The organism is Pseudomonas sp. AC083, assembly GCF_979253165.1.
This window is the reverse complement of the sequence record NZ_CEEDDH010000002.1, coordinates 200006-213756: the sequence shown is the minus strand read 5'-3', so window position 1 is coordinate 213756 and position 13751 is coordinate 200006. Positions and strand designations below refer to the sequence as shown.

14 protein-coding genes are annotated in these 13751 nt (G+C 60.1%); 6 read left to right on the top strand and 8 right to left on the bottom strand.

What is annotated here, in order from left to right; translation table 11 throughout:
* The first annotated feature begins 21 nt into the window (after positions 1-21).
* Positions 22-1365: a glucarate dehydratase gene (gudD, locus tag AC0IXA_RS04055; protein ID WP_471811856.1), complete on the top strand. Its 1344-nt coding sequence runs from the start codon at positions 22-24 to the stop codon at positions 1363-1365.
* A 118-nt stretch (positions 1366-1483) separates the two neighbouring features.
* Here the strand turns inward: gudD and AC0IXA_RS04050 are convergent, their stop codons facing one another.
* Positions 1484-2356 (bottom strand): LysR family transcriptional regulator, encoded by an 873-nt coding sequence (locus AC0IXA_RS04050; protein ID WP_122611228.1) that lies wholly within the window; start codon positions 2354-2356, stop codon positions 1484-1486.
* 159 nt (positions 2357-2515) lie between these two features.
* On the opposite strand from AC0IXA_RS04050, the gene ampC reads away from it, so the two are divergent.
* Positions 2516-3682 (top strand): class C beta-lactamase, encoded by a 1167-nt coding sequence (ampC, locus tag AC0IXA_RS04045; protein ID WP_471811854.1) that lies wholly within the window; start codon positions 2516-2518, stop codon positions 3680-3682.
* Positions 3683-3779: 97 nt separating this feature from the next.
* Here the strand turns inward: ampC and AC0IXA_RS04040 are convergent, their stop codons facing one another.
* From AC0IXA_RS04040 to AC0IXA_RS04030, 3 genes are all read right to left on the bottom strand, one after another.
* Positions 3780-4046: a hypothetical protein gene (locus tag AC0IXA_RS04040; RefSeq protein ID WP_110600717.1), complete on the bottom strand. Its 267-nt coding sequence runs from the start codon at positions 4044-4046 to the stop codon at positions 3780-3782.
* 16 nt (positions 4047-4062) lie between these two features.
* Positions 4063-4392: a DUF6124 family protein gene (locus AC0IXA_RS04035; RefSeq protein WP_039763404.1), complete on the bottom strand. Its 330-nt coding sequence runs from the start codon at positions 4390-4392 to the stop codon at positions 4063-4065.
* Between the two features lie 562 nt (positions 4393-4954).
* Positions 4955-5518, bottom strand: coding sequence for a DUF4174 domain-containing protein (locus AC0IXA_RS04030; RefSeq protein WP_471811852.1), 564 nt, complete (start codon positions 5516-5518; stop codon positions 4955-4957).
* Positions 5519-5726: 208 nt separating this feature from the next.
* Here AC0IXA_RS04030 and AC0IXA_RS04025 point away from each other — a divergent pair, with 208 nt between their 5' ends.
* Entirely contained in the window at positions 5727-6191 is a 465-nt protein-coding gene (locus tag AC0IXA_RS04025) for a GNAT family N-acetyltransferase (RefSeq protein WP_125918113.1), read from the top strand.
* A 34-nt stretch (positions 6192-6225) separates the two neighbouring features.
* Here the strand turns inward: AC0IXA_RS04025 and AC0IXA_RS04020 are convergent, their stop codons facing one another.
* From AC0IXA_RS04020 to AC0IXA_RS04010, 3 genes are all read right to left on the bottom strand, one after another.
* Positions 6226-6552 carry a hypothetical protein gene (locus tag AC0IXA_RS04020; protein WP_122508138.1) on the bottom strand — a complete coding sequence of 109 codons (327 nt, stop codon included), beginning with the start codon at positions 6550-6552 and terminating at the stop codon, positions 6226-6228.
* 7 nt (positions 6553-6559) lie between these two features.
* Positions 6560-7345: a sulfite exporter TauE/SafE family protein gene (locus tag AC0IXA_RS04015; protein ID WP_039763409.1), complete on the bottom strand. Its 786-nt coding sequence runs from the start codon at positions 7343-7345 to the stop codon at positions 6560-6562.
* Between the two features lie 150 nt (positions 7346-7495).
* Positions 7496-8245: a hypothetical protein gene (locus tag AC0IXA_RS04010; RefSeq protein WP_016775367.1), complete on the bottom strand. Its 750-nt coding sequence runs from the start codon at positions 8243-8245 to the stop codon at positions 7496-7498.
* A gap of 344 nt (positions 8246-8589) precedes the next feature.
* Here AC0IXA_RS04010 and AC0IXA_RS04005 point away from each other — a divergent pair, with 344 nt between their 5' ends.
* The 3 genes from AC0IXA_RS04005 to AC0IXA_RS03995 all read left to right on the top strand — a co-directional run bounded on the left by AC0IXA_RS04005 (position 8590) and on the right by AC0IXA_RS03995 (position 11334).
* Entirely contained in the window at positions 8590-9738 is a 1149-nt protein-coding gene (locus AC0IXA_RS04005) for an aldose epimerase family protein (RefSeq protein WP_471811848.1), read from the top strand.
* Positions 9739-10017: 279 nt separating this feature from the next.
* Complete coding sequence (locus AC0IXA_RS04000) at positions 10018-10839, top strand: aldo/keto reductase (protein ID WP_471811846.1); 822 nt, start codon at positions 10018-10020, stop codon at positions 10837-10839.
* Between the two features lie 24 nt (positions 10840-10863).
* On the top strand, positions 10864-11334 hold the full coding sequence (locus AC0IXA_RS03995) for a DUF1810 domain-containing protein (RefSeq protein ID WP_122880166.1): 471 nt from the start codon (positions 10864-10866) through the stop codon (positions 11332-11334).
* On the opposite strand, the gene AC0IXA_RS03990 is transcribed toward AC0IXA_RS03995, so the two are convergent.
* A complete protein-coding gene (locus AC0IXA_RS03990) occupies positions 11299-13659 on the bottom strand; it encodes a DNA polymerase II (RefSeq protein ID WP_471811843.1) in 2361 nt (786 codons plus the stop codon). The genes AC0IXA_RS03995 and AC0IXA_RS03990 overlap by 36 nt on opposite strands.
* Positions 13660-13751 lie beyond the last annotated feature (92 nt).

Here is a 13751-nt window from a genome sequence, read left to right as displayed (position 1 = left end):
GTCTCGACAAGGAAAACAACAATGACTGTTCATGACACCGCCAAAGCTCCGATCATCACCGACATGCAGGTCATTCCGGTGGCCGGTCACGACGGCATGCTGCTCAACCTGAGCGGCGCCCACGGGCCGTTTTTCACCCGCAACATCGTCATCCTCAAGGACAACGCCGGCCACACCGGCGTCGGCGAAGTGCCCGGTGGCGAGCGCATTCGCCAGACCCTGGAAGACGCGCGCAATCTGGTGGTCGGCAGCCCCATCGGCACCTACCAGAAGATCCTCAATCAGGTGCGCCAGACCTTCGCCGACCGCGATGCCGGCGGCCGCGGCCTGCAAACATTCGACCTGCGCATCACCATTCACGCGGTCACCGGCCTGGAAGCCGCCCTCATCGACCTGCTCGGCCAGCACCTCGACGTGCCGGTGGCGGCGCTGCTCGGTGAAGGTCAGCAACGCGACGAAGTGAAGATGCTCGGTTATCTGTTCTACGTCGGCGATCAACACGAAACTGATCTGGCCTATCGCAGCGAACCGGACGCCGACAACGACTGGTTCCGTGTGCGCCACGAGAAAGCCATGACCGCCGAAGCAGTCGTGCGTCTGGCGGAGGCGGCGCACGCCAAGTACGGTTTCAAGGATTTCAAACTCAAGGGCGGCGTGCTCAGCGGCGATGCCGAAATCGAAGCGGTCACGGCACTGGCCGAGCGCTTCCCTGAAGCGCGAATCACCCTCGATCCGAACGGCGCATGGTCGCTGAAAGAGGCGATTCGTCTGTGCCGCGATCAGCACCACGTACTCGCCTACGCCGAAGATCCGTGCGGTGCCGAAAACGGTTATTCCGGGCGCGAAGTCATGGCTGAATTCCGCCGCGCCACCGGACTGAAAACCGCGACCAACATGATCGCCACCGACTGGCGCGAAATGGGCCACGCGATTCAGTTGCAGTCAGTGGACATCCCGCTGGCCGACCCGCACTTCTGGACCATGCAGGGCTCGGTACGCGTCGCGCAGATGTGCCACGAGTGGGGCCTGACCTGGGGCTCGCATTCCAACAACCACTTCGATATTTCCCTGGCGATGTTCACCCACGTTGCCGCTGCGGCACCGGGCGAGATCACCGCCATCGACACCCACTGGATCTGGCAGGACGGTCAGCGCCTGACCAAGGCGCCGCTGCAGATTGTCGACGGCTGCGTACAAGTGCCGCAGAAACCGGGACTGGGCGTGGAGCTGGATATGGATCAAGTGGCCAAGGCCCACGAACTGTACAAAGGCATGGGCCTCGGCGCGCGGGACGACAGCGTGGCGATGCAGTTTCTGATTCCGGGGTGGAAATTCGATAACAAGCGGCCGTGTCTGGTGCGGTGATCTAGCAGGCGCCGCTGATTTCAATTGTGGGAGTAGGAGCTGCCGAAGGCTGCGATCTTTTGATCTTCAAAACAGAATCAAAAGATCGCAGCCTTCGGCAGCTCCTACAAATCGGTTTTCAGCTTGAGATTTGCAGCAACCAGGTTTTGAACGCTTTCATCGCCACCGTTTCCGCTCGCGACTGCAACCGTGTCAGCCAGTAACTGCCGGTGGTGATCTCGATCGCAAACGGCTGGCAAATCGCATCTGCCGCCAGTTGCCGGGCGAACATCAGCGGCGGCGCCAACGCCACGCCGCCGCCCTGCAATGCGGCTTCCATCATTGCCAGCGACGAATCGAACACGATGCTTTGCGGTGGCGCGGCCTGCGTCGCCAGGCCCGCTGCGTGAAACCACTCCGGCCATTCATCGGTGCGATAGGAACGCAGCAAGGTCTGCTGCAACAGGTCCGCCGGCGAGTGCAGCTGCCGGGCAATCTCCGGCACGCACAATACCGACAACGGCGCATCGAGCAAGCGTGTCGCCTCGATGCCATGCCACGCGCCAGCACCGAAACGAATGGCGTAATCCAGTCCTTCCGCCGCCACATCCACCCGGTTGTTATTGGTCGACAGACGTAAATCTATAAGCGGATGTTTCCCCCGAAAGTCCGCCAGCCTCGGCAACAGCCAACCCACAGCAAAAGTGCCCACCGCGCCGACCGTCAACATGTCGCGATACTGCCCACCGGCCAGACGCTCGAGCATCTGCGCAATATGATCGAATGATGTGCTGAGTACCGGCAGCAAGGTTTCGCCTTCACTGGTCAGCATCAGCCCACGGGGCAGGCGTTTGAACAGGGTCAGGTTGAGTTGCGCTTCCAGGCTTTTGACCTGATGGCTCACCGCCGCTTGTGTCACGCACAACTCGACGGCAGCACGGGTAAAACTCAAATGACGTGCCGAGGCTTCAAATGCGCGCAGAGCGTTGAGCGGCAGTTGCGGTCGAATCATGCGTTGCCCCAAATTTTTCTAATGGCCCATGCGAGTTTTCATCGTTTGTCGAGATCCAGCGAAGTGCCTAAATTGGCCGCGCTGATCGGCCGCCCGATGAAAAATCACCCGCAGTGTAGCGGGATACAACAATCGACACTCATGGAGAGTGATTCAATCATGTGTTCCTTAAAACCGAGCAAGGTCTTTTCCTACAGCGCTTTCGCACTGTTCTTCGGCAGCGTTGCCTGTCATGCCGCAACGCCGACGGATGCGCAATTGCAGGCACTGGTCAGCCAAGCTGTCACCCCGGTGATGCAGCAAAACAACATCCCGGGGCTGACCGTAGCGATCACGCTGAATGGCCAGGTGCATTACTTTAATTACGGAGTCGCTGCCAAAGACACCGGGCAAAAAGTCAGTGAAAACACCCTCTTCGAAGTCGGCTCGGTGAGTAAAACCTTCACCGCCACCCTCGCCGGTTACGCCCAGGCCACAGGCAAACTCGACCTGTCGAGCAAGGCCAGCCAACTCTGGCCGGAGCTCAAGGGCAGCGCCTTCGACAACATCAGCGTGCTGCAACTGGGCACCTACAGTGCAGGCGGACTGCCGCTGCAATTCCCCGCTGACGCGGATTCTTCCGACAGGATGCTCGGCTATTACCAACAATGGAAACCGCAGTTTCCCGCCGGCAGCCATCGCCTGTATTCCAACCCGAGCCTGGGCCTGTTCGGCTACCTGACGGCGAAAAGCCTCGGCCAGCCGTTCGACCAGGCAATGACGCAAACCCTGCTGCCGAAACTCGGCCTTCAGCACACCTTCCTCAGCGTACCGTCAGCGCAGTCGAAGCTTTATGCCCAAGGCTACGACAGCGCCGACCAACCGGTACGCGTCAGCCCCGGCGCCCTCGACGCCGAAGCCTACGGCATCAAAACCAGCGCCGCCGACCTGCTGCGTTACGTCCAGGCACAGCTGAAACCGGCCAGCCTTGCGCCTGATCTGCACCAAGCCATCGCCAACACCCACATCGGTTATTACCGCGTCGGCGACATGACCCAGGGCCTGGGCTGGGAGCGCTACGCCTACCCGATCAGCCTGGAAAAACTGCAAAACGGCAACTCGACCCCCATGGCCATGGAGCCGCACAAAGTCGAGTGGCTGACTCCACCGCAAGCTGAACCAGCCAATGTGCTGTTCAATAAGACCGGTTCTACACGGGGCTTTGGCGCGTATGTGGCGTTCGTGCCGTCGCGGGATATGGGCATCGTGATTCTGGCCAACAAGAACTACCCGAATGCCGAACGGGTGAAGATTGCGCATGAGATTTTCAGTCAGTTGACCGAATAAAGATCAAAAGATCGCAGCCTGCGGCAGCTCCATTGACCGAGTGAAAACCCGATCCTGTAGGAGCCGCCGCAGGCTGCGATCTTTTTCGTTTCAGCGCTTAAAGCTGCGCCTGCAAGCGCCAGCCAATGACATCCATCAAGTCACAGCTATCGCGCAACGGAATCGCCAGCACCCGGGCGAAATCCTGCAACAGCAATGCATCTTGTCCCTTGCCCTCGTCCAGCGAAAGGCTCTCCATCAGCTGCGTCACACAGCGCAAGCGGTAAGCCGCGGTGCCGTGCAACACGTCGATGGGGGCTTCGCTGTCGATCAGCACACAGGGAATTTTGCAGTCAATCCCGGTGATCGGTATGTAACGCGCCATGGTAGAACCTCCCTGTTCAATGTTGAGTCGCCGTTGCGGGTGAATCGAGATTGTCCAGCGCGCGGTTGACCAGCAGTTCTCCGACTACCGCCAATTGCTGGATCGACAACGTCAGGCTGCGCTGCGCACCGCTCAACTCGCAGGCCAGATCGGTGGTCAGTACGTTCAGTGAGGCAAGGGTTTCGCAGGCATGGCTCAGCAGTGTCGCCGTGTCGATGTCGGGGAGAATGGTGAAAACGTGGCTAATGGGATCGGGTTGGCCGGGGTGGCGCAGACGCGGATTATTGGAGTCGAAGGAGCTTGAATCCATGGGGGATTCGGGGGGATTTGGAGTGTGTTTTTTCATTAATAAATCCTCGGGACATTTAAAGAAAAAACTGCCGAACTCACTTCCACGAGAGGGTGGCAGCTTTGCGCAGGTGTGGAAGTCCGGGGAAGCCCGAGGAACCCGGTGCACTCGAGAGTGCTCCTGCGCATAGCTGCCATAAGCAAACAATGTTGGCATAAAAACCACCAACATGTGTTTACAGGCGCAATGCGCGCTCGGGAATCACCGGACTTCCACATCCGACCACTGTGTTTTCAGCGGCCAAAAGAGGTTATCCCTCTGCGTCACAACGCACCAGTTCACCACGACCGCCGCGTCTTGCAGGAAAAATCCACTGGGTTTGAAGGGTGTTGGCGTCAGACGTTTCGGCAGGCACATGCTGCAATGACTTTCGATCAGCAGATGACTTGTGGGAGCGAGCCTTCTCGCGAATGCGCTCGATCAGTCACCTTTCAGCGCCTGAAAAACCGCTATCGCGAGCAGGCTCGCTCCCACATTTGAACTGTGCACTTCACAAAAAAATGTGGGAGCTGGTTTGCCAACTCCCACAGGAATTTTGCTTCATTCAGTCAACGCGCAATCAATCATCCGGCATCTGCGGCGGTTTGCTCGGTTTCGCCGGTTTGCTGCCCTTCGCGCCTTTGGCCGGTTCCGGCTCGGTGGCGGCAGGCGTTTGTGCGCCGGCGGCCGCAGCGGCGGCTTCTTTTTCGGCCATGGGCATGGCGTCGATGGTTTCGAAGATTTTCGCCAGGCTCAATGCCTTGGCTTCATCACCCGAGGCGGAGAGCTTGGTTTCGCCGTCCTTGCCTACCAGGAACACTTTGGGATAAGCGCCGGCGCCGAGCTTCAGCGAACGCAGCAGGGCCATGGTGTCCTGCTGGCCCATGTCCTTGCCGTCGAGCTGTCCGGACATGCTGAGGATGGTGTAGACCTTGATGTTGCGGTCGGTGACGCCCTTTTTGTTGGCCGGATCTTCCAGCGACTTCTTCAGGCTCAGCCAGACCGGGTCGACAGTGCTTTGCGCAATCACGATCAGCGGGCGGGCGCGGCCCACGTCCCCGGCCAGGGGTGAATCGCTGTCGGCGGCGAACAGGGGGCCGGCGATTGCCAGCAAGAGGGTCAGGGTCAGGGACCTGATGAGCATGCGCATCTCCTTTTGATATCCACGCACTACTGATTGCGCATCGTGGCGATTGTTCCGGCGGCGTCTGGCAAAAAGGCATTGCCCTGTCAGAAGCTTAGGTCAGGGAGCGCTTTGCGCAACATGGCAGACGTGATCATGCTGTCGATTTGCTTACCGGCCAACGGCGCACTACCGTGGCTGCTCTGCCAATGAAATGGAGTTCACCTGCATGCACATCGACTATCTGTGCAACCACCCCGGATTTATCGAAGAACTGGCCACACTCAACTTCAAGGAATGGGGTGATTTCGCGCCAGGCGACAGCATCGAAGCCCGCATCGAGTTGATGCGCTCTGCGTGTGGCAAGGGCGAGATACCCAGCGTGGTGGTGGCTTTGGAAGGCGCGGAGCTGCTCGGCGGTGCCTTGCTGATCGACAGCGATCTTGACCTGCGGCCGGAACTGACGCCGTGGCTGGCCGGGGTCTACGTCAAAGCCGAACACCGCGGCAAAGGCGTGGCTTCGCAACTGGTCAATCGAGTGGTTGAAGAAGCAGCGGCGCTGGGCGTGCCTGAGCTATATCTTTACACCGACACTTCGCAGTCACTGTATGCGCGACTGGGCTGGCAAGTAGTCGAGAAGCTGATTTATGAGGAGCTGCCGGTGGTGGTGATGAAATACGTCATTCAGCGCTAACCCGTGGTGAGGCGGCTCGCCGCAAGCTGCCGCCTCACTCCAGCGCTGAATCGAGTGCCGAGAGCAATTGCGAGGGGGCGACGGGTTGTCCACCGAGTTTGAGTTCACCGCTATCGAGATCAACTCTCAACCTCACCGACGCCCGGTCGCCAGGGTACTTGCGCAGCACCAGCTCGATGCCACTGGCGGTCTCGTCGGCGGTACCGAGCAAATCCCACAGACTCTCGCTCATATCCAGCAGCACTTTTTGCTGCTGCAGATCGACTAACCGCGGCGCGTACAGCCAATGGCTCATGCGCATCTCACGTGGCTCGACGGTGATGACGAGACGGCCTTCGCAGTGGACATAGGTTTCATTCATCGACGGATCAGAACGCCAACTTATAACCAATCAACACCAGCATCGTCGCCAGGCACGGGCGCAGGACTTCGTCGGAGATGCGTCCGGTCAGGTGGCTGCCGAGCCAGATGCCGGGCAGCGAGCCCATCAGCAGGAAGCCCAGCACGCCCCAATCCATGTTGCCCATGCTTGCGTGGCCGAGGCCGGCGACGAGGGTCAGGGGTACGGCGTGGGCGATTTCGGTGCCGACCAGGCGGCGGGTTGGCAGTAGCGGGTAGAGGATGAACAAGGCGACGGTGCCCAGTGCGCCGGCGCCGATCGAGGTCAGGGCGACCATGGTGCCGAGGATCAGACCGGTGATCACCGTCATGATATTCAGGCGCGAACCGCTCGGGTTGTAGTTGCCACCCGCGCGTTTGTGGGCGAATTCGAGCAAGCGTTTCTTGAAGAAGATTGCCAGGGCAGTGGCGAAGAGGACGAAGCCGAGCGCCTGTTTGATGATGGCGTTCATCGCGTCCGGCGCGGTGTGCAGGGTGCTGAGGAACCACAGGGTCATGGCCACGGCTGGCACGCTGCCGAGGGTCAGCCAGCCGGTGATCGCCCAGTCGATGTTCTTGTTCTTCCTGTGAACGAGGACGCCGCTGGATTTGGTGATCGCAGCGTACAGCAGATCGGTACCCACCGCCGTCGCCGGGTTGATGCCGAACCACAGCAGAATCGGCGTCATCAACGAACCGCCGCCGACACCGGTCATGCCTACGATAAACCCAACCACCAGCCCGGCAATCACCAGGCCGAAATTTGCCAATTCCATTCAAACGTCCAGAAAACGACAGGAAAATCTGGCCCGCAGCATAGCGATTTTTCTTATAACCACATATATCGATGCGGTCTATCGTTATGCCATATCGAATTCACCGCAGATCCCACAGTGGATCTTTGCGCCACAGCAAACCTGCAAGGCTCACTGCACCGGCAGGAAATTCAAGAACAGCAGACTCTGCGCGTAATTCAGGCCGATCCTGCGATAGCGCTCATCGAGCATCTGCGTGAGCAGATCCAGGCGCGCGACGATTTTGCTGAATTCGGTGGCGAAGCTGAGATTGCTGCCCTCCTCCGAGATTTCGTTGGAGAACAGCAACGGCTGACCTTCCTTGTTTTGTCGTTGCGACAAAATCCACATGGCTTTTTCGATGTTGCGCGCGGCGTTGTGCACGAACGTCGGGTTGATCGCGTCGGTCATGTAGAACTCGGTGCGATTGCCGTGGGCGGTAACCAGCATGCTGCCGATCGCATAGATGAAGGCGCCGACGCGGTCGCCGAGGAATTCCGGACTCATCGCATAGCTCAGCGCCGCCAGGTCCTTGCGCCCGCCCAGCACGGGCAACGGCTGCTGTTGCTCGACAGCGAGACGCACCTGTTTCACGGCGGCGTTGACGGTGAGGAAACCGGATTTGCGCAGTTCTTCCGGGTTGCGCAGGTAAAGCTTGCCCATCAATCGATAGAGGCTGTCGAGGTTATCGCGCATCGCCAGGGTGGCCATGCGGTCGACGCTGGTCTGCAGAAATTCCTGCGGCTGCCCTTCACGTATCTGATTGAAAAATCCATTGCCGTTCTGGTGGCTGCAGCCGCTGAGCAACAGCGACAACAGGCAGGCCAGCAGCAGGCACGGGCGGCGGTGAGCGGCGGTGATCAGGGCAAAAACACTCGGCATGAAGTCTCGGACAGGCACATTCCTGTGCGGCGGGGGTCACCGCATCCTGGCCATGCATAGAGCCGCCGATTGCGAAAAAGTGCAGTGCCCGGGCGGTGAGCCGACCTTCGGCGCTTTTCGCCATATCAATTAGTCGGACTTTATATTTGCCAACAGCGGTAAATCCGCTATAAATCTTCTCTCTCGACTCAAATAGCATGACTAGTGACATGTAGGAGCTGCCGAAGGCTGCGATCTTTTGATCTTGCTTCTAAAAATCAAGATCAAGATCAAGATCAAAAGATCGCAGCCTTCGGCAGCTCCTACGGTCAATGCGAAAACAACAACAAAAAGGAAGGTCAACCATGCTTCAATCCCGTCACCTGCTCTCCGGCCTCGGACTGTCCCTGATGATCGCTACCCTTTCCGCCAACGCGGCGGGCCTGACCGCTGAACACAAAGCTTTCGGCAAAACCAATGACGGCACGCCTGTCGAACAGTACATCCTGCGCAACAGCCACGGCATGCAAGCCACCGTGATCACCTACGGCGCGACCCTGCAAGCGCTGAAAGTCGCTGACAAACACGGCAAGTTCGACGACATCGTCTTGGGTTTTGACGATGTGCAGGGCTATCAGAAAGGCACCGCGTACTTCGGCGCGACCATCGGCCGCTTCGGCAACCGCCTGGCCGAAGGTGCTTTCGAACTCGATGGCAAGCGCTATCAAGTGCCGCAGAACGACAAATCCAACGCTCTGCACGGCGGCCCCGAAGGTTTCGACAAGAAAGTCTGGAAGGCCAAGGAAACCAAGGACAAGGATTCGGTGGGCGTAACCCTGACCTACCTGTCGGCCGACGGCGAGATGGGCTTCCCGGGGAATCTGACCACCGAAGTCACCTATCGCCTGACCGACAACAACGAGCTGCGCATCGACTACAAGGCCAGCACCGACAAACCGACCGTGCTCAACCTGACCAACCACAGTTACTTCAACCTGGCCGGCGCCGGCAATGGCGATATTCTCAAGCAAGTCGCCATGATCAACTCCAGCCGTTACACGCCGGTCACCGCGAAACTGATCCCGACCGGCGAGTTGGCGCCCGTGGCCGGCACGCCGATGGACTTCAGCAAACCGACGGCAATCGGCACGCACATCAAGGCTGATCATCCGCAGCTGAAATTCGCCGAGCCGAAACAGGGCGGCTTCGATTTCAACTGGGCACTGGACACCAAGGGCGATGTCAGCAAGCTCGCCACCGAAGTCAGCGACCCGCAATCCGGACGCGTCCTGCAACTGTTCACCAGCGAGCCGGGCGTGCAGTTCTACACCAGCAACTTCCTCGACGGCACGGTCAAGGGCAAGGGCGGCAAGGTCTATCCACACTGGGGCGCGTTCACCCTCGAGACCCAGCACTACCCGGATTCGCCGAACCAGCCGGATTTCCCGAGCACGCGGCTTGATCCGGGGCAGACTTATGCCCACAGCGTGATCCTCAAGTTCTCCGCCAAGTAACCTGCCATGCACCCCCTGTGGCGAGGGGATTCATCCCCGTTGGGATGCGAAGCAGCCCCGATCCTGCAACACGCGTTGTATCAGACAGCGTTCTATTGCAGGTTTTTGGGGCTGCTTCGCAGCCCAGCGGGGATAAATCCCCTCGCCACAAATCCCCGCCACAAGATCCCCTGACCACAGCTGATCCGGTTTCATGCTTGACTCCCCCTTCCTTCCGGGAACCCTTGCTCTATCCTGCTGCCCACTAAAGATATCGACTCTTTAAGGCAGGAGGTTTGAATGCGTACCCTTGAGTTGGCCGGCGTGCAGGTTCCCGTGATTGGCCAAGGCACCTGGCGCATGGGCGAGGATCGTTCGGCGCATAGCCGTGAAGTGGCGGCGCTGCGCAGCGGAATCGAGCTAGGCATGACCCTGATCGACACCGCCGAGATGTACGCCGAGGGCGGTGCCGAAACGGTGGTCGGCGAAGCCATTGCCGGTCTGCGCGATCAAGTCTTTCTGGTCAGCAAGGTCTACCCGCACAACGCCAGCCGCCAGGGCATCCCGCAAGCCTGCGAGCGCAGTTTGCGTCGGCTCGGCACCGACTACATCGATCTGTATCTGCTGCACTGGCGCGGTCAGTATCCGCTGGAGGAAACCGTCGAAGCCTTCGAGCGTCTGCGCGAGGACGGCAAGATCGGCCGTTGGGGCGTGTCGAATTTCGATGTCGACGACCTCGAAGAACTGTCCAGCTCGGCCTGCGCCACCAATCAGGTGTTGTACAACCTCGAGGAGCGCGGCATCGAATTCGATTTGCTGCCGTGGTGCCAACACCAGCGCCTGCCATTGATGGCGTACTGTCCGATCGGCCAGGGCGGCGCGATGCTCGCCGAGCCGGTTCTGCAGGACATTGCCAGTCGCTACAACGCCACCCCGGCGCAGATTTCACTGGCGTGGCTCCTGCGCCAGGACGGCGTGATTGCGATTCCCAAAGCTGTGCGCCCCGAGCATGTGCAACTCAATGCCGAGGCGGCCCGGTTGCAACTGGACGCCGGGGATCTGGCGGCGCTGGACAAAGTGTTCCCGGCGCCTCAACGCAAGCAGCGGCTGGCCATGGTCTGAGCTGCCGACTGCGAGGGCTTCGCCATGAGAAGCACAGATCTGCACGACCCGTACAACCTGCAACGTTTCGTGCAGGCGCAGGACCCGGTGTTCGAACGGGTCCAGCGTGAACTCGAGACAGGCCGCAAGCGCAGCCACTGGATGTGGTTCGTCTTCCCGCAGTTCGCCGGATTGGGCGGCAGCGAAATGGCCCGACGCTTCGCCATCGGTTCAGCCGAGGAAGCCCAGGCCTATCTCGCCCACGAGCTGCTCGGGGCGCGGCTGCGCACCTGCACGCAACTGGTGCTGAATGTGCCGCAGCGCTCGATTGCAGAAATGTTTGGCCATCCCGATGACCTGAAATTTCATTCTTCGATGACCCTGTTCGCCCAGTTCAGCGCCGAGGACAGTCTGTTCCATCAGGCGCTGGAGCGGTACTTCCACGGCATTCTCGATGAATGGACGCTGCAACTGCTCGACTCAAAACAGGCCCAGTTGCCCACCGATCAGGGTTGAGAAGTCGTCGTCGACAAATGGCAGAATCGCATCCGCCACTGGTTGCAGCTGGCGGGTGATGTAGTGGTCGTAGTCGATGGCGGCGCGGCGTACCTCCAGCGGCTCCGGGCCGGCCAGGGTGATGACGTAGCTGATCCAGCCGCCGTTCTGATACTGCCGGGGCCGACCCTGCTCGGCGTTGTAGTCATCGGCCAGCCGCGCGGCGCGGACGTGCGGCGGTACGTTGCGTTCGTAATCGTCGAGAGTGCGGCGCAGACGTTTGCGGTAGATCAGCCGGTCGTCGAACTCGCCGGCGAGGGTCTTGCGCACGTAATCGCGCACGTAATCCTGGTACGGCTTGCGCTGGAAGATCCGCTCATACAGTCCTTGCTGGAATTGCCGAGCCAGCAGCGACCAGTCGGTGCGCACGGTTTCCAGGCCTTTGTAGACCATTTCTTCGCTGCCATCGGCGCGGGTGACCAGTCCGGCGTAGCGCTTCTTGCTGCCCTCCTCGGCGCCGCGAATCGTCGGCATCAGGAAGCGCTTGTAGTGAATCTCGAACTGCAATTCCAGCGCGCTTTCCAGCCCATATTCCTCGCGCACATGCGTGCGCCACCAATCGTTGACGTGCTTGACCAGCGCATGGCCGATCTGCGCTGCTTCATCCTGACCGTGCAGACTGCGCAGCCAGACGAAGGTTGAATCGGTGTCGCCGTAAATGACGGCGTGGCCCTGTTCTTCGATCAACTGGCGAGTGCGCAACATGATTTCGTGGCCGCGCAAGGTGATCGACGAGGCCAGCCGGGTATCGAAAAAACGGCAACCGCTGGAGCCGAGCACGCCGTAGAAGGCGTTCATGATGATCTTCAGCGCCTGGGACAGCGGCGCGTTGTGCTCGCGCTTGGCGGTTTCGCGCCCTTCGGCCACCCGCGCCACGATGGACGGCAGACAATGGCGGGTGCGCGAGAAGCGTGCGCCACGAAAACCCGCTACCGAGTCAGCGTCGTCCGGGTGTTGCAGGCCCTCGATCAAGCCCACCGGGTCGATCAGAAAGGTGCGAATGATCGACGGGTAGAGGCTTTTGTAATCGAGGACCAACACCGATTCGTAAAGTCCCGGGCGTGAATCCATGACAAAACCGCCGGGGCTGGCCTGCGGTGGATTGGTGCCCAGATTGGGCGCAACGAAGCCCTGGCGATGCATCAACGGCATGTACAAATGGGTGAACGCTGCGACCGAACCGCCGCTGCGGTCGGCCGGCAAACCGGTAACGCTGGCGCGCTCAAGCAGGAACGTCAGCAGTTCGGTCTTGGCGAAGATCCGCGTGACCAGTTCGCAGTCCTTGAGGTTGTATTTGGCCAGCGCTGGCTTGTCCTCGGCGAACATGCGGTTGATCTCGTCCATGCGCTGGTACGGATTGTTGATCGCTTTGCCTTCGCCGAGCAGGGTCTGCGCGACGTTTTCCAGGCTGAACGAGGGAAAACTCCAGGTCGCCGAACGCAACGACTCGATGCCATCGATGATCAGCCGCCCCGCTGCCGAGGCGAAGTAGTGATTGCGGCTGCCGTGCTCGCGCCACTGCATTTCTTCGCCGCCACGACCGATCTTCAGCGGTACGCCAAGACGCCGTGCGTGTTCATGGAGGATGCGCAAATCGAACTGCACGACGTTCCAGCCAATGATCGCGTCGGGGTCGTGGCGGGCGAACCAGTCGTTGAGCTTCTTGAGAATGAGCGTGCGCGAATCGCAGTATTCGAGGTCGAAATCGACAATGCTGGCATCGCCATTCGGCGCGCCGAGCATGTACACCTGGCGCTCGCCACAGCCTTCCAGCGCGATGGAATACAGCTCGCCGTTTTCGGTGGTCTCGATGTCGAGTGAGACCAAGCGCAGTTTCGGCCGGTAATCGGGGTCGGGTTTCAGCTGGGCGTTGATCAGTACGCCGTCAGGATCCGGGGTGCCGCCAAACAGCACCGGCGCGGTGATGAAGCGCTCCATCAGATAGCGTTCCGGAGGACGCACGTCGGCTTCAAAGACGTCGACGCCGGCGCGGTTCATCGCGGTTTCGAGGCGCATCAACTGGCCGTGCTGCTGGCAATACAGACCGAGCACCGGACGATGCTGAAAATCGAGCAAGGCCAACGGTCGCAGTTCCACGTTCTTTTCGTCGTGCAGCAGACGCTCGGCCGCTTCTCGCTGTGCGGCAGGAATAAACGCGACCGACGGCTGATGCGCCAGACGCACGCGGCGCGGCCCGGCGTCCGTTGCCAGCCAGAACTCGACTTCGGTGCCGACCGGCGTATCGCGCCAATGCCGGGTCAGAACGAAGCCCTGCTGTAAATCCACCACTGCGACCTCAACGTTTCAATCAGAACGCCATTCTACGCAGCATTTGTGGCTAGGGATTTATCTGTGGCGAGGGGATTTATCCCCGCTGG

Excerpts from the sequence above, each read along its gene's own strand:
- AC0IXA_RS04020 (WP_122508138.1), bottom strand. The coding sequence starts at position 6,552 with ATGAATGAAACCTATGTCCACTGCGAAGGCCGTCTCGTCATCACCGTC.
- ampC (WP_471811854.1), top strand. The coding sequence starts at position 2,516 with ATGTGTTCCTTAAAACCGAGCAAGGTCTTTTCCTACAGCGCTTTCGCA.
- AC0IXA_RS04015 (WP_039763409.1), bottom strand. The coding sequence starts at position 7,345 with ATGGAATTGGCAAATTTCGGCCTGGTGATTGCCGGGCTGGTGGTTGGG.
- AC0IXA_RS04000 (WP_471811846.1), top strand. The coding sequence starts at position 10,018 with ATGCGTACCCTTGAGTTGGCCGGCGTGCAGGTTCCCGTGATTGGCCAA.
- AC0IXA_RS04025 (WP_125918113.1), top strand. The coding sequence starts at position 5,727 with ATGCACATCGACTATCTGTGCAACCACCCCGGATTTATCGAAGAACTG.
- gudD (WP_471811856.1), top strand. The coding sequence starts at position 22 with ATGACTGTTCATGACACCGCCAAAGCTCCGATCATCACCGACATGCAG.
- AC0IXA_RS04035 (WP_039763404.1), bottom strand. The coding sequence starts at position 4,392 with ATGAAAAAACACACTCCAAATCCCCCCGAATCCCCCATGGATTCAAGC.
- AC0IXA_RS04030 (WP_471811852.1), bottom strand. The coding sequence starts at position 5,518 with ATGCTCATCAGGTCCCTGACCCTGACCCTCTTGCTGGCAATCGCCGGC.
- AC0IXA_RS04010 (WP_016775367.1), bottom strand. The coding sequence starts at position 8,245 with ATGCCGAGTGTTTTTGCCCTGATCACCGCCGCTCACCGCCGCCCGTGC.
- AC0IXA_RS04050 (WP_122611228.1), bottom strand. The coding sequence starts at position 2,356 with ATGATTCGACCGCAACTGCCGCTCAACGCTCTGCGCGCATTTGAAGCC.
- AC0IXA_RS04005 (WP_471811848.1), top strand. The coding sequence starts at position 8,590 with ATGCTTCAATCCCGTCACCTGCTCTCCGGCCTCGGACTGTCCCTGATG.
- AC0IXA_RS03995 (WP_122880166.1), top strand. The coding sequence starts at position 10,864 with ATGAGAAGCACAGATCTGCACGACCCGTACAACCTGCAACGTTTCGTG.
- AC0IXA_RS04040 (WP_110600717.1), bottom strand. The coding sequence starts at position 4,046 with ATGGCGCGTTACATACCGATCACCGGGATTGACTGCAAAATTCCCTGT.